The sequence below is a fragment of the Flavobacterium sp. MMS24-S5 genome, from assembly GCF_050320125.1.
Lineage (GTDB): Bacteria > Bacteroidota > Bacteroidia > Flavobacteriales > Flavobacteriaceae > Flavobacterium > Flavobacterium tyrosinilyticum.
Genome location: NZ_CP190016.1, coordinates 3,458,290 through 3,482,241, shown reverse-complemented (window position 1 = coordinate 3,482,241; position 23,952 = coordinate 3,458,290). Strand labels below are relative to the sequence as shown.

The 23,952-nt window shown below is 33.3% G+C and carries 26 protein-coding genes and 2 pseudogenes; 18 read left to right on the top strand and 10 right to left on the bottom strand.

Annotated elements, in window-relative coordinates; translation table 11 throughout:
* Nucleotides 1–48: 48 nt before the first annotated feature.
* Together ACPWTF_RS16040 and greA are read right to left on the bottom strand one after the other, a co-directional pair.
* Nucleotides 49–438: an HIT family protein gene (locus tag ACPWTF_RS16040; RefSeq protein ID WP_129748510.1), complete on the bottom strand. Its 390-nt coding sequence runs from the start codon at nucleotides 436–438 to the stop codon at nucleotides 49–51.
* A gap of 71 nt (nucleotides 439–509) precedes the next feature.
* The gene (gene greA, locus ACPWTF_RS16035) at nucleotides 510–986 is read right to left on the bottom strand and encodes a transcription elongation factor GreA (protein WP_111288069.1); all 477 of its coding nucleotides are present in this window, start codon (nucleotides 984–986) and stop codon (nucleotides 510–512) included.
* A gap of 157 nt (nucleotides 987–1,143) precedes the next feature.
* Between greA and ACPWTF_RS16030 the strand changes: the two genes are divergently transcribed.
* A complete protein-coding gene (locus ACPWTF_RS16030; RefSeq protein WP_427872112.1) occupies nucleotides 1,144–1,560 on the top strand; it encodes a hypothetical protein in 417 nt (138 codons plus the stop codon).
* 52 nt (nucleotides 1,561–1,612) lie between these two features.
* On the opposite strand, the gene ACPWTF_RS16025 is transcribed toward ACPWTF_RS16030, so the two are convergent.
* From ACPWTF_RS16025 to ACPWTF_RS16005, 5 genes and pseudogenes are all read right to left on the bottom strand, one after another.
* A complete protein-coding gene (locus ACPWTF_RS16025; RefSeq protein WP_427872110.1) occupies nucleotides 1,613–3,775 on the bottom strand; it encodes a TonB-dependent receptor in 2,163 nt (720 codons plus the stop codon).
* Between the two features lie 267 nt (nucleotides 3,776–4,042).
* Nucleotides 4,043–4,444 (bottom strand): alternative ribosome rescue aminoacyl-tRNA hydrolase ArfB, encoded by a 402-nt coding sequence (gene arfB / locus ACPWTF_RS16020; protein ID WP_427872108.1) that lies wholly within the window; start codon nucleotides 4,442–4,444, stop codon nucleotides 4,043–4,045.
* Between the two features lies 1 nt (nucleotide 4,445).
* Complete coding sequence (locus tag ACPWTF_RS16015) at nucleotides 4,446–6,560, bottom strand: DUF4301 family protein (RefSeq protein WP_427872106.1); 2,115 nt, start codon at nucleotides 6,558–6,560, stop codon at nucleotides 4,446–4,448.
* Nucleotides 6,521–7,144 carry a nicotinamide riboside transporter PnuC gene (gene pnuC, locus ACPWTF_RS16010; protein ID WP_095927980.1) on the bottom strand — a complete coding sequence of 208 codons (624 nt, stop codon included), beginning with the start codon at nucleotides 7,142–7,144 and terminating at the stop codon, nucleotides 6,521–6,523. Before pnuC ends, ACPWTF_RS16015 begins: the two co-directional genes overlap by 40 nt.
* A gap of 21 nt (nucleotides 7,145–7,165) precedes the next feature.
* A pseudogene (locus tag ACPWTF_RS16005) lies at nucleotides 7,166–7,895 on the bottom strand (geranylgeranylglyceryl/heptaprenylglyceryl phosphate synthase).
* A 95-nt stretch (nucleotides 7,896–7,990) separates the two neighbouring features.
* Here ACPWTF_RS16005 and ACPWTF_RS16000 point away from each other — a divergent pair.
* From ACPWTF_RS16000 to ACPWTF_RS15990, 3 genes are all read left to right on the top strand, one after another.
* Nucleotides 7,991–8,587 (top strand): Crp/Fnr family transcriptional regulator, encoded by a 597-nt coding sequence (locus ACPWTF_RS16000; protein WP_427872104.1) that lies wholly within the window; start codon nucleotides 7,991–7,993, stop codon nucleotides 8,585–8,587.
* A gap of 82 nt (nucleotides 8,588–8,669) precedes the next feature.
* On the top strand, nucleotides 8,670–8,957 hold the full coding sequence (locus tag ACPWTF_RS15995; RefSeq protein WP_095927983.1) for a hypothetical protein: 288 nt from the start codon (nucleotides 8,670–8,672) through the stop codon (nucleotides 8,955–8,957).
* Entirely contained in the window at nucleotides 8,954–9,352 is a 399-nt protein-coding gene (locus ACPWTF_RS15990; RefSeq protein ID WP_427872103.1) for a group III truncated hemoglobin, read from the top strand. Before ACPWTF_RS15995 ends, ACPWTF_RS15990 begins: the two co-directional genes overlap by 4 nt.
* A gap of 46 nt (nucleotides 9,353–9,398) precedes the next feature.
* Here ACPWTF_RS15990 and ACPWTF_RS15985 read toward each other — a convergent pair whose 3' ends face one another.
* Complete coding sequence (locus tag ACPWTF_RS15985) at nucleotides 9,399–10,049, bottom strand: 4'-phosphopantetheinyl transferase family protein (RefSeq protein ID WP_427872101.1); 651 nt, start codon at nucleotides 10,047–10,049, stop codon at nucleotides 9,399–9,401.
* Between the two features lie 317 nt (nucleotides 10,050–10,366).
* Between ACPWTF_RS15985 and ahcY the strand changes: the two are divergent.
* The 11 genes and pseudogenes from ahcY (at nucleotide 10,367) to ACPWTF_RS15930 (ending at nucleotide 19,607) form a co-directional block, all read left to right on the top strand.
* Nucleotides 10,367–11,684 (top strand): annotated as a pseudogene (ahcY, locus tag ACPWTF_RS15980) (adenosylhomocysteinase).
* Nucleotides 11,685–11,888: 204 nt separating this feature from the next.
* The gene (locus tag ACPWTF_RS15975; protein ID WP_427872099.1) at nucleotides 11,889–12,236 is read left to right on the top strand and encodes a patatin-like phospholipase family protein; all 348 of its coding nucleotides are present in this window, start codon (nucleotides 11,889–11,891) and stop codon (nucleotides 12,234–12,236) included.
* The gene (locus ACPWTF_RS15970) at nucleotides 12,158–14,203 is read left to right on the top strand and encodes a patatin-like phospholipase family protein (RefSeq protein ID WP_427872098.1); all 2,046 of its coding nucleotides are present in this window, start codon (nucleotides 12,158–12,160) and stop codon (nucleotides 14,201–14,203) included. The genes ACPWTF_RS15975 and ACPWTF_RS15970 overlap by 79 nt, the downstream gene beginning before the upstream one ends.
* A gap of 269 nt (nucleotides 14,204–14,472) precedes the next feature.
* Complete coding sequence (locus ACPWTF_RS15965; protein WP_427872096.1) at nucleotides 14,473–14,757, top strand: hypothetical protein; 285 nt, start codon at nucleotides 14,473–14,475, stop codon at nucleotides 14,755–14,757.
* 10 nt (nucleotides 14,758–14,767) lie between these two features.
* Nucleotides 14,768–15,847, top strand: a complete 1,080-nt coding sequence (locus tag ACPWTF_RS15960; protein ID WP_427872094.1) for a hypothetical protein — start codon at nucleotides 14,768–14,770, stop codon at nucleotides 15,845–15,847.
* A gap of 39 nt (nucleotides 15,848–15,886) precedes the next feature.
* Nucleotides 15,887–16,219, top strand: coding sequence for a DMT family transporter (locus tag ACPWTF_RS15955; RefSeq protein WP_379795977.1), 333 nt, complete (start codon nucleotides 15,887–15,889; stop codon nucleotides 16,217–16,219).
* An 18-nt stretch (nucleotides 16,220–16,237) separates the two neighbouring features.
* Entirely contained in the window at nucleotides 16,238–16,705 is a 468-nt protein-coding gene (locus tag ACPWTF_RS15950) for a GNAT family N-acetyltransferase (protein ID WP_427872092.1), read from the top strand.
* A gap of 253 nt (nucleotides 16,706–16,958) precedes the next feature.
* A complete protein-coding gene (locus ACPWTF_RS15945; protein WP_427872090.1) occupies nucleotides 16,959–17,801 on the top strand; it encodes a bifunctional helix-turn-helix domain-containing protein/methylated-DNA--[protein]-cysteine S-methyltransferase in 843 nt (280 codons plus the stop codon).
* 81 nt (nucleotides 17,802–17,882) lie between these two features.
* Complete coding sequence (locus tag ACPWTF_RS15940) at nucleotides 17,883–18,596, top strand: 2OG-Fe(II) oxygenase (protein WP_427872089.1); 714 nt, start codon at nucleotides 17,883–17,885, stop codon at nucleotides 18,594–18,596.
* A 170-nt stretch (nucleotides 18,597–18,766) separates the two neighbouring features.
* Nucleotides 18,767–19,012: an Ada metal-binding domain-containing protein gene (locus ACPWTF_RS15935; RefSeq protein WP_427872087.1), complete on the top strand. Its 246-nt coding sequence runs from the start codon at nucleotides 18,767–18,769 to the stop codon at nucleotides 19,010–19,012.
* Entirely contained in the window at nucleotides 18,999–19,607 is a 609-nt protein-coding gene (locus ACPWTF_RS15930) for an alpha-ketoglutarate-dependent dioxygenase AlkB family protein (protein ID WP_427872085.1), read from the top strand. The genes ACPWTF_RS15935 and ACPWTF_RS15930 overlap by 14 nt, the downstream gene beginning before the upstream one ends.
* A 4-nt stretch (nucleotides 19,608–19,611) precedes the next feature.
* On the opposite strand, the gene ACPWTF_RS15925 is transcribed toward ACPWTF_RS15930, so the two are convergent.
* The gene (locus ACPWTF_RS15925; RefSeq protein ID WP_427872083.1) at nucleotides 19,612–19,932 is read right to left on the bottom strand and encodes an MmcQ/YjbR family DNA-binding protein; all 321 of its coding nucleotides are present in this window, start codon (nucleotides 19,930–19,932) and stop codon (nucleotides 19,612–19,614) included.
* 31 nt (nucleotides 19,933–19,963) lie between these two features.
* Nucleotides 19,964–20,719 (bottom strand): NUDIX hydrolase, encoded by a 756-nt coding sequence (locus ACPWTF_RS15920; protein ID WP_250834193.1) that lies wholly within the window; start codon nucleotides 20,717–20,719, stop codon nucleotides 19,964–19,966.
* A gap of 284 nt (nucleotides 20,720–21,003) precedes the next feature.
* Here ACPWTF_RS15920 and ACPWTF_RS15915 point away from each other — a divergent pair, with 284 nt between their 5' ends.
* From ACPWTF_RS15915 to ACPWTF_RS15905, 3 genes are all read left to right on the top strand, one after another.
* Nucleotides 21,004–21,261, top strand: a complete 258-nt coding sequence (locus ACPWTF_RS15915; RefSeq protein ID WP_320493354.1) for a hypothetical protein — start codon at nucleotides 21,004–21,006, stop codon at nucleotides 21,259–21,261.
* A gap of 167 nt (nucleotides 21,262–21,428) precedes the next feature.
* Nucleotides 21,429–23,429 carry a hypothetical protein gene (locus tag ACPWTF_RS15910; RefSeq protein ID WP_427875764.1) on the top strand — a complete coding sequence of 667 codons (2,001 nt, stop codon included), beginning with the start codon at nucleotides 21,429–21,431 and terminating at the stop codon, nucleotides 23,427–23,429.
* A gap of 93 nt (nucleotides 23,430–23,522) precedes the next feature.
* Nucleotides 23,523–23,942, top strand: a complete 420-nt coding sequence (locus tag ACPWTF_RS15905) for a transposase (protein WP_427872080.1) — start codon at nucleotides 23,523–23,525, stop codon at nucleotides 23,940–23,942.
* The last annotated feature ends 10 nt before the right edge of the window (nucleotides 23,943–23,952 follow it).

Here is a 23,952-nt window from a genome sequence, read left to right as displayed (position 1 = left end):
ATATGGCTTCGACTCCGCTCAGCCTGACAATCTTATTCTATTTGAATCTTATAAATTTGACTGAATATCTTTTGCTAAAGCTTCGAATTCTTCTTTTGAAAGAGAAACTTTATCAATAAAACGCATTTCATCCATATGGTTTAACGGAATCAAATGTACGTGTGCATGAGGCACTTCAAGTCCAACAACTGCAATTCCGATTCTTTTGCATGGAACTGTCTTTTCTAAAGCTGCTGCCACTTTTTTAGAAAATTTCATCAGCCCTAAATACAATTCTTCATCCATATCAAAAATCTTATCGATTTCTTGTTTCGGAATACAAAGCGTATGTCCTTTAGCATTCGGATTTACATCTAAAAATGCTAAATAGTTCTCGTCTTCAGCGATTTTGTATGCCGGAATTTCTCCGTTAACTATTTTAGTGAATATTGATGCCATTGTTTATTTGTATAATCGGTTAATCGTCAAATCGGTTAAACGAATAAACAATTAACCGGTTAAACTAAAATTTAATCTCTCGAAATTTCTAAAATTTCAAATTTCAAAACTCCGTTTGGAACTGTAATTTCAGCTACTTCTCCAACAGATTTTCCTAATAAACCTTTCCCGATAGGAGAAGTTACAGAGATTTTACCAGTCTTTAAATCTGCTTCACTTTCAGCAACAAGCGTATACTTCATCTCCATTCCGTTGCTTTGATTTTTGATTTTTACATTCGATAAAACCAAAACTTTAGAAACATCCAATTGAGATTCGTCAATTAATCTTGCATTTGCATATACTTCTTCTAGTTTAGAAATTCTCATCTCTAACAAGCCTTGTGCTTCTTTTGCGGCATCATATTCTGCATTTTCAGATAAATCTCCTTTATCTCTTGCGTCTGCAATATCTTGAGATGCTTTTGGACGCATTACACTTTTCAGGTGCTCCAATTCATCTTTTAATTTTTTTAATCCTTCAGCTGTATAATAAGATACTTTACTCATAACTTCATCGTTTATATAAATACAAAAAATCCCATCGCGACGGGATTTTCTTACCACAAATATACTATAATTTTTAATAGTACATAATTATATGTTAATCATATAGATTTCAAATCTAAATAAATTATTTTTGTTTTAACTAATTCTTATTCAAATAATGAAAAAAATCTGGTTTTTTATCGCATTTACTGCTATTTTATTCTCTTGTAGTGACAATAGCAAGAGCAACAACAATCCTTACATTCCTAATTATTCTATAAACGCATATCTTGATACCAATTTGCCAACTTATAACAAGTTAATGTATCCGAGCAACCCTGTTTACGTTGCCAATTACGGTGCAAAAGGAATTATTGTTATGAAGACTGGCGAAGGAACCTACACCGCTTTTGATGCTGCGTGCCCAAATCAAGCCTTAACTTCTTGCACTGCAATGACAATTGACGGAATTTACGCTGTTTGTTCTTGTGATAAAACTCAATATAATTTATTTACAGGACTTGGCGGAAAAGAATATCCGATGAAACAATATCGTGTCGAATCTTCTGGAACTGTTATTCACGTATACAACTAAAAACAAAAAAGCCTGAAAAATAAATTTCAGGCTTTTTTTGTATTTGGCTTCATTAGAATTTCAAATTTAAACCAATTAAGAAATTGGTTCCTGCTTGAGGATAATAGTATGGATAAACATCATACATGTATCCGTTTGAAACATATTTTTTGTCGAAAATATTATTAACCAAAGCCGTTATGGTTATCGATTTAAAAATCTTATTAGGAATTATTTCGTAAGAAGCATTAAAATCGTTTACGAAGTAATCTGCCAATTTTGCTGCAGGAAGTTCAATGTTATTCATATATTGTTCTCCAACATATTTCTGCAATAATGAAAGATACAATCCCTTAAGTGGTTTGTATACCACTACGTTTCCTGCAATAACTTCTGGAGAATACGCAATTTTAGTTGTTCCATAGTATTCGCCATCAACAGCCAAATCCACATTTTTATTGCTGCTCAAAGTAAAGTTTGGTCGTAAAGTAAATTTCTCAGACAGCGCAATTGTGGCATCAAATTCAAAACCTAAACGGTAACTTTTCTCTGTGTTGGCACGAATTGGGTTTCCAACATCGTCTAATCTTCCCGTTAAGATTAATTGATCTTTGTAAGCCATATAATACACGTTAGAATTCAGTTGGAATTTCTCTGTATTAAATCTCCATCCTAACTCGTAATCATTTAATTTTTCAGGTTTTACATTTCCGCCTTCGTAATCGGTTCTATTTGGCTCACGATTCGCTCTTGCATAAGAAAAGTACAAAGTGCTGTTTTGAGTAAAGGCATAATTTAAACCTGCTTTAGGATTAAAGAAATTGAAATTATCATCTACCAAACCAGTTTCTGCACTATTAGCTTTGTACTTTACATTTCTATATTGTAAATCGCCATAGAAACTTAATTTTTCTGTGAATTGATAATTTGCTTTCGCGAAAATATTACCGTCTGTTTTTGATGAATAATCATCGTAGTAGTGATCTCCTAATTCAGATTGAGAAGCATATCTTGCCCAGATTACTTTTCCAAAATGATCTCCTTCATACTTGTTCCAACCTCCGCCCAAAATCACATTCAAGTCCTCTGTTACATATTTAGCAGAAAAAGTAGTTCCGTAGAAATCATTATCCAACCATTTTTGGCGAATCAAATCTGTCGTTGTTACTGTTCCAACAGGATTTAAACTATAATCGGCCATGTCTACATCTTCTTTATAATTTTCGAAATAACCTTTTCCTTTTGTATAATGCAATGCAAAATTTGTACTCCATTTATCAGAAATTGATTCGCTCCAATGCAATTGATAATGATCTTGATTGTAATTATCGGTTTCGTTATCATAATAACGCGTTACACCAAACTCATCTGTATATACTCCTGCCGAATTATATTTTCTGTTTTCGTTTAATGTTTCCCCGTCAATTCCATTCCAGGATTGATATGTTTTTTGAGTTCCGCCAAAAACCAAAGCTTTAATCAAGGTTGTTTTGCCAACATAAGTTCCTTGAAGGAAATATGATTTTAAGTCTGCGCTTCCGCGATCAATATAACCATCTGTTTTTATTGTAGATAAACGTCCCGCAATTTCAAAATGATCATTCATCAAACCAGTACTAAATTTCACTGTATTTTTAAATGTATTGAAAGATCCTGCAGAACTAGAAATTTCTCCAGTTGCTTTATTAGCATAATTATCTGTCAATAAATTTAAACTAGCTCCAAAAGCACCTGCTCCATTTGTAGATGTCCCGACTCCGCGTTGTAGTTGAAGGCTTTCTACAGAAGAAGCAAAATCGGGCATATTTACCCAAAAGGTTCCTTGACTTTCTGCATCATTATACGGAATTCCGTTTATGGTTACATTTACACGAGTAGCATCACTTCCACGCACACGAATTCCGGTATAACCAACACCGTTACCTGCATCTGAAGTTGTTACAACCGAAGGAAGATAATTCATCAGAACAGGAATGTCCTGACCTAAATTTCTATACTTAATTTCTTTTTTATCCATATTGCTAAAACTTACCGGAGTCTTAGAAGTAACACGAACTGCAGAAACCAATACATCATCCAGCTGATTGACCTTTGTAGAATCTCGCTGTTGCGCAAAAGAGAAAAGAGAACAGAAAAAAGAGAATAGAAAAAATAAAATAGATTGGGTTCTGCTCATTTTTTGAGCCTTAGAACCTTTGCAACTTAGTACCTCAGTACCTCTAAAGATAGTTTTCATTCGTAAAGAATTACGAATAAAAGGGGGAATTATTCTTTTGTTAAATTAATAAATGTGTTTCCCGACAAAATAAAGTGTATATGCTCGATTGTGTCGTTTTTCCCTTAGCAACATTACTCGCTCAGGTTCTTTGGGTATGATCTCAGCTCGTTATTTAGAGCACCCCTTTGAGACAGTGCAAATATAAAAAAGTATTAAGATAAATGTATTAAGTATTAAGATTTTTCATCTTTGAATTTCTTAATACTTAATTCTACTGTCTTAATACTAAAAATCTGGTTTTCTTCTAGATTGTTTTAAATCAGAAATACTTTTCTTGTCTTTAATTCTCTTTTTAATTACCGCTTTCGGAACTTTTGTAGCCTTCCTTACTTTCGGAACATGCAATCCTCTTTTGATAATTTCCAAAAATCGTTTAATTACAATTTCTTTATTTTTAAGCTGACTTCTGTCTTCATCACAATTTAAAATCAGGATATTTTCTGAAGTTAATCTTGCTGCTATATTTTCCTGCAAGAGCAATTTTTCTTCATCAGACAAAGATTGAGAAGCATTCAAATCAAAATTCAGAACAACTTTTGAGGAAACTTTATTCACGTTTTGTCCGCCCGAACCGCTACTGCGAACGGCTTTAAGACTTAATTCTGATATAATTTTTTCTGCATCCATATTATTGTGGCTGATGTGCCGCTTTCAATAAATCGTTTACTGTTTTTACGGGATTAAAAGTAATCAAAGGAACAGCAACAAAAATAGTAAGCCAATTTGCCATTGAACCATTCCATAGACCTGGCAATTCATAACTTCTCACTGTCTTTCCATCAACACTCTTTTCTACAATAAAACCAGCTTTCTGATCTACAAATTGCAATAAATCAAACTTTTCGTTTTTATAATTCTTAATACCGCAAACTAAATCTACCGGATTAAAATGAGTTGATTCTGTTAAAATTGACTGTTGCTTTTTACTTGTCAAATCTACTTGAGAAGTTTCAACAATTTGCAAAGAAGCCACACCTTTATCATTCATTACCCAAAACTGGCCGCCTCCAGGTTCTCCTTCATTTTTTACCATTCCGCAAACACGAATTGGCCTATCTAAAAGTTCTGTAATTTTGCTTATCTTATTTTCAAAAGTAAATTTATTGAAGTCATTACCCATCTCAACATTTAGCTCTTCTTTTAAAAACAAAACAATATCTGCAAGATGATCTTCTTTAATCTTATTTTGATCAATTAATTTTAAATAAGAGAAAACTTGTTGCTGCACTTCAATCAAAACACCTGCAAGTGCTTTTTTGTACAATGTAATTTTATCGATATGATTCTGAATTACATTGTCTATATTTTTAATGAAAATTACATCAGCATCAAGACTATTAAGATTTTCAATTAAGGCACCATGTCCTCCTGGCCTAAAGACTAAATTTCCATTTTTATCTTTTACTAGTTTCTTTTTCTCATCTATAGTAATAGAATCTGTACTTTTATTTTGATAAGAATATCCAATATTAATTTTTACCCCAGATGGTTCTTCAATTTTTTCTATAACCTCATCAACTCCTTTGTAAAATAAATTTTGATGAATTTCTGAAACTGTAAAATGCAAATTGGACACCTTATTTGAAGTAGCATAATGTATACACTCGTTCAAATGCTCTTCTATTGGAGTTGCAATATGTGTGTCATACCAATGAAATGGCAATACGGCTTTTGGTTTATTTGCGAAATCAAAATAGTCTGGAGACAACAATAATTTTATAAAATAGTAATTCTTGAAGTCTCTTTCAAGAGTTTCAAAATCAGGATAAATTTCTCTTAATTTTTGATCTACTGCTTTAAAGAAAGGAAACTTATCCATTCCGATAATAAAAATGGCAAGTTCTTTATCTTTTTTTCTATTGATGTAAGCATTAATCGTTTCTTTCTGAATATCAAAATCATTCAAAAAAGCAGTCAAGAATTTAAACATTCTTGTTGCTGCTCCAGAAGCTGGAACAAATTTTTTGATCTTTAATTCTTCTTTCTGATTATCAAAAAAATCAGCTTTTTCTTCGAAATCAGCTTCTGCTAAACTTAAAATTCCATTACCAATTGTGGCAGGATTTACTAAATTACTTTTAATGATTCCATTATCAAAAAACTCTAATTGTTTTAGAATAGCATCAAAAGAAATACCTCTATTGTATATCTGGACAAAATCATTCGATGAGAAATCATTTTCTTTTGCAATAGTCAAATTCTCAATGATGGCTGTTGCTTTTTCCAATCTCGTTTCTTTATTACCAGACAAGATTATAAAAGGCTTTTTTGTATCTATTAAAGTTTGTTTAAAAGCAGAAAACACCGTTTCTCTTCCTTCGGGAGTATCACGAATATCATCTTTTTCCCAAGGAACATCAATATCGGTCAAGAAAAATAAATCGTATTCATGCTTTAATGCCGCTTCATTCAAAAGCGGGTCGCAAAACCCATAATACATTTCAGAGAATACTTTAGTCACCATTAAGTTGGTGTCGCAAAACAAGTATCTATTTGCATTCGCTAGCTTTTCGTTTTCTAATGCAGTCTGTCCATAAGCTATTGGCAACATATCATCTGCTACGCAAATATGCTGATTTTCTTCCCATTTTTCTTGCAAATAGTCACGTGCAAACTCAGGAACCCATTCTGTTTCGTAGTAATCTGCAAGCTGTTTTGCTAAGGTTGTTTTCCCTGTACTTTCAGGTCCAAACAAAGCAATTTTTATGATATTTGTTTTTTGCTGTCTAAGATCTTTCTCCATTCTAAATAAGCTGAAATAGCCAAAATTGTAAAAATTATATACTGAAGTGACAGCATCCCTAAGCCACGATAAGCATAAAGAGGCACAACAATAATATCACCAATAATCCAAAGTGTCCAGTTTTCTATTTTTTTCCTAGCCATGTACCACATTCCAGCAAAAAATATCCCAGACGAAATCATATCGACATAATTGTCTTTATGAATTTCATAGTCAAAATATTTATAAATCCCGAAAACTACAAAAACGGTCACAATAAACAGTAAGATTCCGATTATTTTTTCATTAAAACTTGTACGGGTAATCGGCAGATTATCTTCAGTTGTTCCTCCTTTTGCCCACACATACCATCCATAAATACTCATTATTGAGAAATAAGCATTAATAATCATGTCTCCTATATAACCCGCAACATAAAGCAGATAAACCGATATTACGGTAGCAATTAGCCCTGTTGGATATACCCAAATATTTTCTTTTTTAGCAAACCAAACGCTCAAAATTCCGCAAACAAATACTAAAAACTCTAAAGCAATATGCCATAGCGGTGCATTTTTATAACTTTCTAAGAAAAAATCTATCATCGGAAATGTGGTATTTGGCGTTTATTGTTCAAAAAAATGACTGTTGTTTTCAAAAGCAGTTCCAATAACAACCAAATCTGCACCAGCCTTATATGCCTTCTGAATTCCGTGCAAATCTACAATTCCTCCACCAACAATAACAGGAATTTTAATATTTTGAGAAATCAGCTCAATCATTTCTGTCGGAACAGACTGTTTTGCGCCACTTCCGGCTTCTAAATAAATCAGTTGATTTCCTAACATTTCTCCTGCCTGTGCCGTCGCCAAAACCAAATCAAGATTTTCGCGACTTAAGGGTTTCGTTTTACTTACACGAGCAACAGCGGTTTCGTTACCGCTTTCTATCAAAATATAACCAGTAGAAATAACTTCTAAGTTTGTTTTCTTAAGAATTGGAGCAGCCTGAACTTGATATTCAATTAAATAATCGGGATTTCGTCCAGACAATAAAGACAGAAACAAAATACCATCTGCCTTTGGTGAAATCTGCGAAGGATCTCCAGGAAAACAAAATAACAGGCAGATTCGTTTCTTGTTTTAATGCTGTAATTAATTCCTCTAAAATATTATTCTGAACAATACTTCCTCCCACAAAAATATGAGTTGCTGGAGACTGATTAATTTTATCAATTAAATGATTTAAATTTTCCAGTACAATTTTATCAGGATCCAAAAGCACTGCCAGTAGTTTTTGACCGTTGCTTTTAGCTTCTAAAATCTGTTGTCTAATAGTGAGTAATTGTTCTTGCATACCAAGGTGTAAAAGTAAAAGTTTTTTAATGTAGAAGAACTATTTTGAATAAATTATATTTGTTCTACGTCTTTTGATAACATAAATAATACATTATGATTACAGTTGAATTACTAGAAAAGTATGGTGTTGCAAAAAAATCATTTGATAAAAATGACATTATTTTCGAAGAAGGAAATCTGCCATTGCACTATTATCAGATTATTTCGGGCGAAATAAAAATGAGTAATTATAATGATGACGGACGCGAATTTATTCAAGGTATATTTTATAACGGACAATCTTTTGGTGAACCTCCTCTATTTTTAAATCAAAAATATCCTGCAAATGCAGTTGCTGTAGAAAACGCCGAGATTTTTATTCTTCCAAAAGAAAACTTTATGAAGCTTTTAGAAGAAAATCCGAAAGTCAGCATTAAAGTAATTGAAAATCTTGCGCAACGATTGTATTACAAATCGGTTATGGCGGCAGAAATATCAACTCACGAACCAGAACATCGTGTCTTAAAACTAATAGATCACGGAATTGCATATTTCAATTTTCAGAAAGACAAAAACGGATATTTGATTAGTTTCACGAGACAGCAAATTGGAGATTTAACCGGTTTACGGGTTGAAACTGTTATTAGAACCATAAAAGCATTGGAGAAAAAAGGCGAATTGAAGATTATTAACCGAAAAGTATACAGATAAAAAAAATCTCATTTTATGATTTTAATCATAAAATGCAGCACTATTGTAGGCGTAATTTTGTTGGTATAAAAAACTGAATACCATGACACTATATCAAACAACATTCGACATTTTCAATAGAAACTATATGGGCTCTGCTGCAATGGCAGTTATTGGACAAAGCTGTTTAGGAGGCGCTGCAGCTATGTATGTTTTAGCCAACGGAACTTCAATTCCGCAAATGATTCAGCTAGGCATTATTGTTTTAGCTTGTGTTTTTGCAAACACCTCTATCTTGGCACAAATGAAACATAAAGTAGTTTTCAACCTTATAATGCTAAGTGCATTTTTAAGTTTGTTCTTTATACTTTTAAATAGTTTAATTCTATGAGAAAACAAATAGACAATAGAGCTGATGTTTCCTTTTTGGTTCATCAGTTTTATGCTAAAATAAGAGCCGATCGAGAAATCGGCTTTTATTTTAATGAAATGATTTCTGATTGGGACGCTCATCTCGAAAAACTAACTGATTTTTGGGAAACCAATCTTTTTGGTGTTCGCAAATACAAAGGAAATCCTCATGCGGTCCATAATGAAGTTGACGCTCATTTTGACGAAAAAATCACAACAAACGAATTCGGAATCTGGTTGAATCATTGGTTTCAAACTATTGACGAACACTTTGAAGGTGAAAATGCCGAAACCTTAAAAAGACGCGCTCGAAAAATGAGCACTTTTTTATACATGAGTATGTTTCAGCACCGTCAAAAAGAAAGTGAAGTTTAAATATATAAACCTTGGGTTTGGAATTTGGTGTTTTTAAATTGAAATTTTACTTCTCAAAAGCATAAACCAAAGTAAACTTACCCTCAAAATTATCTGATTGGACTTCTTGATAATGTACATCAAAATCCTTGGTCAGATTATCAAAATGAAGACTTGCCTGCGTTTGGGTTTCTCCTAAAGAAAAGTTGCTCACCTTAATATGATCTTTAAAACTGATCCCTTTTTCATTTCTGATTTTAAAGATCGCCTCTTTGGCTCCCCAGATTACGGTAAGTTTTTTTATGTATTCTTCTATAGATGAAGGATTTAAATAATCACTTTCAAAGTCTGTAAATTTATCTGCAATTCTTTGGATTTTTTCTCGCTGCAATTCCATGTCAATTCCAACCTTTTCTTTGCTTATAATTATCGCCGCAAAATGGTACGAATGTGTAATTGAGATATGATTATCACAATCAAAATAAGGTTTTCCAAACTCATCATAATGCAAATCTTTATCTGTAAAACCCATTTCCTGAATCAGCATACGAACACTTAAAAAAGCACGCTGATGCATTTGCGATTTCATTCCGTCCAATCTCTTTTGTGTTTTTTCTTTCAACACCACTTTACTCAATAATTCTTCGAGAGATTCTGTGATTTCCCAAATTAAAATTTTAGTCGTTTCATTGAATTGTATGGTCTGAAATAAAGGCATTACTTTTTAATTGTAAATTATGAATGGTGAATGATAAATTATTTTCTTGATTACTAAACCATATAAGTCATTTAAGAAGATACAACTGCTGGTTCAAAAAATGTATTAGTAAATATAAGCAATTTGCTGCAAAGGTAATAGTTTAAGAATCTTTTTTAAAATGAACTTATATTACTTATATGGTTTAAAACGATTCAGAAACTAACATTCTAGAGATTAAGAAATTAAAGATTTCACAAATCTGTCAGAAATTAGTAAAAATAAAAAGCTATTCCTTAAATTTGCAAAAAATTTACAATTCTACAAATATAATATAAATGAGTACAACGACTACGCCTTACGTGGCTTTCAAAGTAAAAGACATTTCTCTAGCGGCTTGGGGAAGAAAAGAAATTGAACTAGCTGAAGCTGAAATGCCAGGTTTAATGGCACTTCGCGCTGAATATAAAGACGAACAACCATTAAAAGGTGCTCGTATTGCTGGATGTTTACACATGACGATTCAAACTGCTGTTTTAATCGAAACTTTAATTGCTCTTGGTGCAGAAGTTACTTGGTCTTCTTGTAATATTTTCTCTACTCAAGATCAGGCTGCTGCTGCTATTGCTGCTGCTGGAATTTCAGTTTACGCTTGGAAAGGTCTTGACGAAGAGTCATTTGACTGGTGTATTGAGCAGACTTTATTCTTTGGTGAAGAAAGAAAACCATTAAACATGATTTTGGATGATGGTGGAGATTTGACTAACATGGTTATTGATCGTTACCCAGAATTGGTTGCTGGAATTAAAGGTCTTTCTGAAGAAACTACAACTGGTGTTCACAGACTTTACGAAAGAGTAAAAGCTGGAACTTTACCAATGCCTGCAATCAACATTAATGACTCTGTTACTAAATCTAAATTTGATAACAAATACGGATGTAAAGAATCTGCTGTAGATGCTGTACGTCGTGCAACTGACTTAATGTTAGCTGGAAAAAGAGTTATCGTTTGCGGATACGGTGACGTTGGAAAAGGAACTGCTGCTTCTTTTAGAGGTGCTGGTTCTATTGTAACAGTTACTGAAATCGATCCAATCTGTGCTTTACAAGCTGCAATGGACGGTTATGAAGTTAAAAAATTAAACACTGTAATTGCTAATGCTGATATCATCATTACAACTACAGGAAATAAAGATATCGTTCTTGGAGAGCACTTTGAGCAAATGAAAGATAAAACTGTTGTTTGTAACATCGGTCACTTCGATAACGAAATCGACATGGCTTGGTTAAACAAAAACCACGGTGCATCTAAAATCGAAATCAAACCTCAGGTTGACAAATACAACATCAACGGAAAAGATATCATCATCTTAGCTGAAGGTCGTTTAGTAAACCTTGGTTGTGCTACAGGTCACCCAAGTTTTGTAATGAGTAACTCATTTACAAACCAAACTTTGGCACAAATCGAATTATGGAACAACAGCGCAGCTTACAAAAACGAAGTTTACATGTTACCAAAACATTTAGATGAAAAAGTTGCTGCTTTACACTTGGCTAAATTAGGTGTTGAACTTGAAGTTCTAAGAGAAGATCAAGCTGCTTACATTGGTGTTGAAGTTCAAGGTTCGATTTAAACCAGAATACTATAGATACTAATTGATTTTAGATTGAAGATTTCTGATTTTAGATTTCTTTAATTACATATTCAAACCCGACAGGTTTTAAAAACCTGTCGGGTTTTCTGTTTTTATGGTTCAGTAAAAAAACATTTCTCTCAAAAAATTGTACTTTTATAAATATCTGCTTACTTTTAATAACCAGAATAAGAATCTATTTATCAAATACTTAAATAGTAAAAAATTGAAAAAAACATCTTATTTATTCGTCTTCTTATTTTTATTAAGTCTCCCACAAATTATTTTTTCTCAAGAAAAAAAGCCTAAAGTTGTCTTAGTATTAAGCGGTGGTGGTGCAAAAGGAATTGCACATATTCCTCTTTTACAGAAATTAGATTCTCTTCACATCGTTCCAGACCTTATTGTTGGAAACAGTATGGGAAGTATTATAGGTGGTTTGTATGCAATGGGATATTCTGGTGACAGCATAGAAAAAATCACTAAAGATATTTATTGGGACAAACTCTTAGGCGGAGGACAGGCACTTCAATCCGTAAGTGCCGAAGAAAAAGAGAATTCCAAAGGTATTTAGTCGGAATAGGAGTTAAAGACGGGAAACTTAACAGTATTGGTTCTCTATTAAATGATCAAAATCTAAGAGAATACCTTTCTGAATTAACTTTCCCTGTATACAATGTTAAAGATTTTGACAGTCTTCCGATTCCCTTTAGAGCCATGGCTACAGACTTGGTAGAAGGAAAAGAAGTTATTTTAAGCAAAGGAAGTTTATCCTACGCTATGCGCGCCAGTATGTCGCTGCCTGCTATCTTCAAACCAATGCCATACGGAAAAACGGTTTTGGTAGACGGTGGAGTATTGAATAATTTTCCAACAGATGTTGCCAAACAAATGGGTGCCGACATTATTATTGGAAGTGACGTCGGAGGCGGAATGGAACCTGTAGATAAGCTAAATAATCTTATGACCATATTAATGCAGACCAGTATGTTTCCGAGCAACATTAAAAATCCTGCAAATCGTGATTTATGCAACATATTGATAGATCACTTACCCAATCTCCGTTTCTCAACAGCCGATTTTGCCGATAGTAACGAAATTTACAAGGATGGAAAAATAGCAACAAATCAAAATCTCCCAGCTTTAATTGCTCTTTCAGAAAAATTAAAAGGATTTCAGCAGCGAACGCATAAATTGCCTGATATGCCAAATGATTTTGTTCTAGACACGATTGTTTATAAAAAAATAAGCCCTGAAAATATGCCACTGGTTGTCGGAAGAGCCAATCTTAAAACCCATGTAAAATATACTACCAAAGATTTAATCGCAGGAATTAACAGAGCAATGGGAACCAATCTTTTTGATGAGATTACATATAGTTATTTCCAAGACGGTGGTAAATTAGGCATTACATTGTTTGGTTTTGAACGTGCCAAAAATCAATTAAATACATCTGTACATTATGATACGTATAGAGGTGTTGGAATAATTTTTAACTACACAGGAAGAAACGTCTTGGCTGATGCTTCCCGACTTTTAATAACTGCCGATATTGCCGAACAGCCAAAAGCCAGAATCAATTATCAGAAAAATTTCGGAGGACATAGAGAATGGTGGTGGGCAACTGAAGCTTATGGAGCTTTCCTGCGCCAAGAAATTTATATAAACGGTAAAGCATCAGACAATATACTTTACAATACTTTTGAACTCAACAGTGAAGTAAACAGAAACATAAATTCTCTGAAAAGCTATGTAGGCTTTGGACTAAACTACAGCTATACGAATCTAAAACCAAAATATGACCGAGAATACAACCCTAATTCTGTAAGCATTAACAGCTACAACTTTAACAACATCGAATTCAACCTGCATTACTCTTATAATGACATGGATAAGGTTTTCTTTGCCACAAACGGAACCATCATAAAATCAAACGTGGCACGGTCATTTCTTACCGATCTTAATGCCGCATTTTCTGATCCGGACTTAACACGTGTTTCTGGCTCAACAAATGGCTACACCAAATTTGGTTTTACCTACGAAAAGAGATTGCCCATAAAAAAGAAAATTACAGGAATCGTAGGGTTTGATTCTTATTTTATTTTTCAAGACAAACTTAAACATGACGATATTCCATTTTCAGGATTTGGTTATGCTGCAAAATATTTCATAGGCGGCATTATACCTAGTTCTGGCAGCAATCGCTTCTCGTTTGCTGGACTCCATGAAGACGAACTTAATGTTACACAGTATATGAGTGTTAAACTTGCTTCTCAGATCAATCTAATCGGAAAAATTTATCTTACCCCTCATTTCAATCTCGCCACTGTCGGTTTTGATAGCTTTAATGACTATTTAAAACACGCCTTCAATCCAAAAGGAAAGTGGGACGACAATATCGAGACCAGCCTCGTAATATCGGGAGGCGCCGCAATTTCCTATCAATCCATTTTAGGCCCAATTCATTTTGACACTTCATGGATCAACAATATCGACAAAGTGCGATTATTTTTTAGCGTTGGATTATCCCTTAATCCTTAAAAGAAAAACCTAACGCTTAAACTTGAAACCTGAAACTTGAAACAAAAAAACAATCTGGGCGTGCCACCATCCCGATAAGAGGGCAAAAATACTTTCCGCTAATTCGCCCTCTTATCGGGATGCTGTCGGGCTATCCGTGCTACTTCGGTAGCCTACTCCTATCCCTCACGCTCACGTAGATCAAGAACGACTTAATTTAACAAGACATTTACAAGGTTTTTAATTTATAGCTTTAAATTTGAACTTAAAGCTTTTTAAAATTCAAAAAAATGATCGAAAAAATTTCCTGCGACATACACGGCTCAAAAGAAATGTCTTTTACCTGCATTCATATCGCAACTGCGATAGATTCAAAAAATCAAGTTGGATTTTTCTATTCAGAAGCCGAGGAAGATCTTCCACAAATTGCTTGGTGTGGTTCTTGCGAACAATATCTCTTGGATAATGGAGAAGATTGGACTGATGCTTTTGAATCCTTAGCCGATTTTAAAATGTTATGTTCCGATTGTTTTGACGAAGCAAAAAATAACGAAACAGAAGTTCATATCCGATAAATACTTTTCTATGAAAAAGCCCCTTATACTATTCCTATTCTTTCTCTTTAATTCTTTAGCATTTGCTCAGAGCAATGACATCTGGACTGCATTTCACAACAAAGACACCACATTAACAGGGTTTAAAGACAAAAACGGAACAATCAAAATAGAACCCAAGTTTACTGGTTTTACCATTGCACGCAAATTCGAAAATATAATTGCTGTTACTGAAGAAGAAAACGGCAAATGGAACAGCTATTATTTAACCAAACAAGGAAAGATTGTCGGAAAAGATAGCTTATATGTATTTGATAATGGTTCAGACTGCGAAAACGAAGGTTTTATAAGATTTACAGATCGTAAAACTGATAAAATGGGAGTATTTAATGCCGAAGGAAAAATTGCAATTCCAGCAGAATACAGCGCCTTAACCAAAGTAAGAAACGGAATGATTACGGCTTTGAAAGACGCCAAAAAGCAACAAGATGGAGAACACTTTTTCTTGAAAGGAGGAAAAGAATTTTTAATCGATATCGACAACAAAATCCTTATTGAAAATTTCTCCTATAATGATGATTTGAATTTTTATTCTTTAGAAAAGTCAAAAGAACCAAGTAAAGATCGAACAAGAGACAGTTTTCTTGGAGTTGATGGACAATATTATTCTTTCATTAATTTTGATAAAGAGTTTAAATATTGGTTAGAAAACACTCTCCTTAAGGACTTATCTAAACCCAATTTAGAAAAACATTCCTTCGATAAAATCACCTATTGGAAAGAACCAGACGGCTGGATAAATACTTCGAAAACCAAATTCGTTAATCAAAATTATACGTATTTAAAACTAAAACTTCAGGAGCTTAAAAATCCAAAAACAGATTATTTTATTTCTTCTGGCGGATTAAATCAGTTTATTTTTGAATCAAGCGAATACGACATTTACTTCAACAATTGTAATGAATCTAAAGATTGGATTTACCCAACAATGGATATTGTTATCAACCCAAAAAAGCAAACCGATCGCGGACAAGATCATTTTGAATTTCTAAGAACAGAAAACGGATATAAGTTGATCAGTGTTTCTTCTAGAACAGATAATCTTAAATAATTTTCAGCTTTAAAGTTTAACTTTGCAAAAAAGTGAACTATGAAAAATTTTATATTTTTAGGCCTTGCCATAATCTTCGAAATTATTGCTACTTCAGCATTAAAAAAGTCTGAAGAATTCACCAAACTAATTCCAAGCATCATCACCATTATTGGTTATTGCGGTGCATTTTACTTTTTAAGTTTTGCCATCAGAACCATTCCTGTTGGTTTTGCTTATGCCATTTGGTCTGGTGTCGGAATTGTTTTAATTACTGCAATTGGTGCTATTTTCTTTAAAGAAATTCCAGATTTGCCAGCTATTATTGGTCTTGCATTGATTGTAATTGGTGTTATTGTAATTAATGTTTTTTCTAAAACTACTGCTCACTAATTTAAATTTTAAGAGAAAATGACTTTTAGAAATGCAGCAATTTCAGATTTAAACGAAATGCAACAATTGTATATCGAAACCATACAATCTGTATGCAAAAACGACTACAATCCAGAACAAATTAAAGCTTGGACTTATGGGATAAATAATAAAGAGCGCTGGCTTGAAGTAATTGAAAAACAATACGTTCTATTAGCGGTAATTGAAAACAAAATTGCAGGCTTCGCAACTTTAAAAAACGGAAATTATATTGATTTTTTCTACATTCATAAAGATTTTCAACGACAAGGAATTGCAGACAAACTTTTAGCCGAATTAGAACTTGAAGCTCAAAAACAGCATTCAAAAATGATAACTTCGGATATTAGCATTACTGCCAAACCTTTTTTTGAAAAGAAAGGATTTGTCGCAAAAGCTGAGCAAAAAAACATACGCTTAAATGTTGAACTGATCAATTACAAAATGGAGAAGCAATTAAAACAATAAAAGTCTAACGGAATAATCTCTCGCAAAGACGCAGAGTCACAAAGTTTTATTTTTTAAGTTTATAAACTTTGTAGACTTGCTTTGAGATCCTTCAACTTCGCTCAGGAAGACAATTTTGAGAAAAAAACTTTGCGTCTTCGCGCCTTTGCGAGCAAAAAAACTTGCGCACTTTGCGGTTAAAAAAACAAAGCAAGTTTCGGATTTTATAACTTTAGAAACCAATCGATATTTGTATTATAAAAATGGAAAGAAGATGAACACACAGGAAACCATAAATTATAATCGTATCGCTGAAGCTATAGATTATATCAAAGCTAATTTTAAAAATCAGCCCAATCTCGATGAAGTTGCGGAAAAAGTACATTTGAGTCCGTTTCACTTTCAGAGACTTTTTAGTGAATGGGCAGGAACAAGTCCGAAGAAGTTTTTACAATATACCAGTATCGAACACGCTAAAAAGTTACTTAAAGAAAATCAAGCCACAATTTCTGAAACTGCTTTTGAAACTGGCCTTTCAGGAACCAGCCGACTTCATGATTTATTTGTAAATATTGAAGGAATGTCTCCGGCCGAATATAAAAATGGAGGAAAAAATCTTGAGATCAATTATAGTTTTGCAGAAAGTCCATTTGGGAATATTATCGTTGCGTCTACTCAAAAAGGCGTTTGTTTTATGGCTTTCGCCGAAGATGAAATTACTGGATTTATTGCGTTGAAAGATAAATTCCCGAATGCTCAATTTTCGAAAAAATTGGATTTATTGCAGCAAAATGCCTTGTTTATTTTCCAAAACGATTGGAGCAAATTATCTGAAATCAAACTGCATTTAAAAGGAACCGATTTTCAATTGAAAGTTTGGGAAACTTTACTAAAAATCCCAATGGGACAGCTTTCTACTTACGGAACTATTGCGCATCAAATTCAGAAACCAAACGCATCACGAGCAGTTGGAACAGCAATTGGGAGTAATCCTGTAGCGTTTTTAATTCCGTGTCACCGCGTAATTCAATCTTCGGGAACATTTGGCGGTTATATGTGGGGAAATACCAGAAAAACAGCCATTATTGGCTGGGAAGGCGCTCATGTAAATCCATAAAAATAAATTCCAAATTTCGAATCCCAAATTCCAAATTTCGATGATTCATCTTCATTGAAAATCTCCTAAAATATAATTGCTATGCAAACTATACAATCAAAAATTGCTTCTCAAGACTGGGAAAGCATCACCGAGTCTATGCACCAAAATGGATTCGCAATCATTCAGAATGTACTTAATAACGAACAATGCGAAGATTTAAAATTTGATTATGATAATCCAAATTTATATCGAAAAACGGTTGTTATGGAACGTTATCGATTTGGTTTGGGCGAGTACAAATATTTCAATTATCCGTTGCCTAGTTTAATTCAAGATCTTCGTTCATCAATTTATCCTAAACTGGCTCCCATTGCTAATTCTTGGATGAAAGCATTGAACATCAATTCCGTTTTTCCTAACAAACACGAAGAATTACTGAAACAATGTCACGACAATAATCAGCTGAAAGCGACGGTTTTAATTTTAAAATATGGAAAAAGCGGATTCAATACTTTACATCAGGATTTATATGGAGATGTATATTTTCCTATTCAAATTGTGCTTTTTCTAAACGAACCCGATGAAGATTTTACTGGCGGAGAATTTGTGTTGACGCAACAAACTCCGCGAGCACAATCGAAAGCCATTGTCTTAAAACCTAAAAAGGGAGATATTCTTGTTTTTACAACTAATTTCAGGCCTGTAAAAGGCACAAAAGGATATTATCGCGTGAATATGAAACATGGAGTAAGCGAAGTTCATTCTGGCGAAAGATACACGTTGGGAATTATTTTTCATGATGCGTTAAATTAAGGTGTAAAGTTACAGAGGCGCAAAGTTGCAGAAGTTTCAAAACAACGCATATCTGTAGAGACGCACTGCAGTGCGTCTACACAAAGATTGTCGACAAAGAATCTTTGTGGAAATACGTGACGTGAGACGCACTGCAGTGCGTCTCTACAGAATAAAAATGCGATAAAACTATGACTGAACACAATAAAATTTCAGATTCAGACCTCCGAAATAAAATCAAAAAAGGCGAAATTTGTTTCGGTGGCAACCAAAAATTAAAAATCTACGGAACGCTCAAATGTTCTTCGGGAAAAAGAATGAAAAGAGAAAATCGTGTTTTCTTTTTATCTGAAAATGACGCCAAACAAAATGGTTTCAGGCCTTGCGGACATTGTATGAAATCGGAATATCAAAAATGGAAAAATGGACTTATTTAATCCTCAAACAGACGAAACAACCAATCTGCTCCCGAAAGATGGAACGGTGAATTATTATGGAAAATGCTTCTCCAGACAAGAAGCCGATTTCTATCGCGATATCTTATTAAATACAATTGAATGGAAAAATGACGAAGCGGTAATCTTCGGAAAATTAATTTTAACCAAAAGAAAAGTAGCCTGGTATGGCGATCAGGAATTTGAATATACGTATTCGAATACGACCAAAAAAGCGTTGCCTTGGACTCCTGAACTTTTAAAGTTAAAGAAAATCATTGAAGAAAAAACGGGAGAAACTTTCAATTCTTGCTTACTAAATTTATATCATACTGGCGAAGAAGGAATGGCCTGGCACAGCGATGCTGAGAAAGATTTGAAAAAAAATGGCACAATCGGATCGGTAAGTTTTGGTGCCGAACGTAAATTTGCCTTCAAACATAAAGAATCTAAAGAAACCGTTTCTCTAATTCTGGAACATGGAAGTTTATTGGTTATGAAAGATAAAACACAAACACATTGGCTGCATCGGTTGCCTCCAACAAAAACAACTCAAAAACCTCGAGTAAATTTGACTTTTAGAACTATTGTGAGATAAAATGTTACTTCTTTTTTGCAGCAACATTTTCGTACGAACGTATTAAAGCGTCTTCAAACATTTCGGGTCTTACTCTTGAAAGTTCAACGATGGTCCAGCCCTGTTTTCCCCATTTGTTTGGAAGCTCATAGAAAATCTTTTCGCTTGACGCACAAAAAACCGATTGATCTATTTCGTTTAGTTTTAAAACGGCGTGATTATTTTTTTCGTCAAAAGTGGCAAAAATCTTCTTTTTGATTCGAAAGGAAGTTTTTTCAAAATGGGGCTCTTCGGTCGCATCTGGAAACGACATTGCTAATTTTCTAAATTCTTCAATTGAAACCATAATATCATTTTTAAAGATTAAAGTTTACTTTTCACCAGCCTTGATTCAATCCGTTTTTAAGAACCTCATCGTATTTTTCTTTATCGAAAGAATATAAGTTTGGAGCCTTGTGGGCTACGTTACTTTTCTTTTCGTCCAATTTATTAAGGATTCCTATATTGGTTATTTTACGTAAAAAGTTTCGTCGGTCTAATTTTTTGTCCAAAATTGTTTCGTACAATTTTTGCAGTTCTGGAATAGTAAATTTCTCTGGCAATAAATTGTAACCCACTGGCATTAAATTTAATTCTGTACGCAAAGTGTCTAAGGCTTTATCCAAAATTTCCTTATGATCTAAAATAAGCTCGGGAACTTCTTTATGATCAATCCATTCCACTACTTCATATCTGCCTGTTGGGTTAGGAAGAATTTTAGAAAAATCCACCAAAGCATAATATCCAATTGTAACAAAACGGCGCGTTAGCCATTTTCCTTTTTCTTCTTCAATTTGGAGATATTCCAACGTTTTTTTATCAAAATGCTGATGGTTACGATTTACTTTTCCAAAGGTCGCAAATTGTCTTAAAAACACTCCATCAACACCTGTTCTGCCATTCAGCACCGTGATTGCAGCTGTATCAATATCCTGATCTACAGGAATAAAACCGCCAGGTAAAGACCATTTATTGGCACGTTCCACTTTAATCAATAAAACTTTTAACTGATTATCATGAAAACCAAAAATGACACAGTCTATAGAAAGTCCTGGTTGATAATTTTCGTTATTATCTATAATGTCTTTTAACATCAGATTGGTATAAATTCTTCTTTTAATAACTCTGCAATTTACTTCATTTTTACAAAATGGAAATATGTTATAGAAACAAAGCGCTAACTTTCATTAAAACAGAAGTGTTGAAACTACAATTTTAACGAAAATTTAAAATCAAATTTAAAAAAAATAAGTACATTGCGTCATAATAACGCATTAACGATTTTTAATTGTTATTATTAGAATCAAATTCAAAGAAAAATAATACAAGCTGTTTCCATTTTTCTTCAAGTGAGCGTAGAAATTTAAATGCAGAAGTTATGATTGCCAATCCTTTAAAAGACATCAATAAAAAAATTAGAACCAGAATCTGGTCTTCATTCGGATTTGTTTCGAAAACATATCTTCTGGAAGAATCTCTAAAATATAGCGAAGAACAGGAGAGAATTTTCAACGAAATGATCGTCGAAACTGATGCAAAAGACAAAAAAGCAAAACGAGAAGCTTATGAAAAAGCTTTGTATGCATCTTACAAAGGAATTGGCGCAATGGATTTTATAAATACCGTTTTAAAATAAATACCTACACATTTTTATAATTTATAATGCTGGCCTCACTTCGGTGAGGTTTTTTTATTATAAAATTTACAATAAAATGAAAGAAAATGGTCATTTATTAGTTATTTTAGCCGTTTTAAAAGTAAGAATATACCCCTATAGACCGAATACATGGAAAACATCATCGAATCAGAGAGTTACAAAATTCAAAAACCAGAAAACTGCCTACAATTAATGACGATCAACTTATCGACTATATAAAAGAATCCGATTTCTCAAACAAACAAGTTGAAGAAGGTCGTGATTTCTGCTACTTCTTAGATAAAATCTACTACACAAGCGATACCGAAAACAGCGAATATGCTTGCGTTGCCTATACTCTTAACGAGCCTTCAAATCTTGAAAACGCTTCTGTAAAAGATGTTATTGTAGAAGAAAATGAAACTTATTTGATACACAGAATTAGCGTGTTGAGAGATGGGGTTTTGATTGATAAAATTCCTGATACTAAAATTAAAGTTTTAGATAGTGAAAATCAGAGTGAAGGCGGCATTTTAAGCAGCAACAAAAAAGTAAATATTACGATTAAAGATTTACGTCTTTATGATGTCTTAATTACAGAAGATTCGCGTACAAAGGTTTTTACTGATCGTGATTTTATGCGAAAAGAATTTCTTAAGTATGTGTACGTAACACCAAGTACTTATTGGGCTTATGGCAAATACAAATTTTCTTTTATCAATGACAGAAAAGAAGCAATCACATACAAAAAGACATTCTTTAGAGATGAAGAAGGAAATGTTTTGGAACCAGAAATTAATTTCTTGCAAAAAGGAGAAAAGTTTGTAATTGAAAAAGAAGATTATATTAACTCTTTTGATTCAAACCGAGAAATTGCTCCTTTTATTGATTTTGCAACAGATCGTAACTGGGTTGACTTATCAAATTATATTTCTCCGCTTTACGAAGACATATACAGTAAAGCTTCTTTAACAGAATTTGCTCCAAAACTGGTAGAAAAATTGGATGCCATTGCAGATCAAGACGAAAAATTACAATTTGCAATTGATTACGTGCAGAACCATGTTTACTATATTTATAATGCTGATGAAATGAATGGCCATAAACCGCAAGAGCCATCAGTAACGTATGAAAATAAACAGGGAGATTGCAAGGCAAAATCGGTTTTACTGAAGGTGGTTTTAGATTATATCAATGTTGACGCTTCTGTAGTTTTGGTTAATTTCAATTCAGATCTTTACATTAAATATTACCTTCCGTCATTATTGACTTTTAACCACGTTATTGTAAAAATCAATTACAAAGGCGGAACTTATTTTGTTGATGCTACTTCAAGGGACGAATTCGGGTTAATTGAAAATCGCGGCTACATCTATTTTATGCATTACTTGGAAGTAAAACCAAATCAGGAATTGCAGATTAAGGAGCCTTACAGATTTCCTTATTATGGAATAACTGAAAAAGCAGATTTTAGTGCTCAAAATAATATAGGAACGCTAAAATTGGTTTCGACTTACAAAGGAGGTCGTGCCAACTATATGCGTAAATATTTCAAAAACACAAACAAAAGGGAGATCATTGACAGCTGGAATAATTTCTTGTTCTATGCTTTAAATTATTCTAACGATCGAAACGGAACGGATATCAGAACCATTTTTAAAGATGCGACGATTGAACTTGTAAGCGATGATAAAAAGCTAAATGAATTTACGATTCAGTATAATGCTACAGTCGAAAATCCGTATTTTATAGATGCCGAAAAGAATCGCTTTTTAATGTATTTTGATCGCAATGTGGTTAAAAATGCTGCACGAGACTTTATGCACACGGATCTTTTGTTTTGGCATAATTTTGATAACGAGAAGTACGAAATCAATTTAACGACAGATCAAAAAATCGATACTCAAGAGAAATATACTATTCAGGAAAGTACGATCACAAATCCTTATTTTGATTTTACAAGCCGTAAAAAAGTAACCAAAAATGGTGCTTCTATAATTGTTGATTATAAACCGTTGATCAACTTAGAAATTCCAAGTGAAGATTTTGAAGATTTTAGAAATGCACATCATGAAATTGCCGATAGTAATTATGGCGTTGGAATTGACATTATCGAACAAGGTTTAATGAATATGCTAAAGTATAGTTTTAAAAAACGACTAAAATAATTTCGATATAAAAAAACGGGGCTCAAAAAGAAGCCCCGTTTTTTATTTAATTTATGTCCCGTCCTGAAATAGCGATACACAAAAAAGTATCGTATGGACAATTATTCAAAACGCACACAGAAAGATTACACCCTTAGTTTTAAACTTGGCGTTGTTAATGAAGTTGAGTCTGGGATTTTCTCAGTAACCTCTGCACAAAGACATTATGGAATCCAGGGGCGCTCGACCGTTGTAAATTGGCTCAGAAAATATGGTAACTTTGATTGGGAGAATCAAACACCATCAAATATGCCAAAGACACCTGAACAAAGAATTATGGAGCTTGAAGCTAAGGTAAAACTTTTAGAAAAACAGAAAGCTCTGCTTGAAAAACAAAATCATATCTCCGATTCTAAAACTATTATTTTTGATATGATGATAGATCTGGCTGAAAAAGAATATAATATTGATATTCGAAAAAACTTACCACCCGGACAATCCAATCCTTTAGGAAAAAAAGGCAGGAAAGCATAAGCTTTAGCTG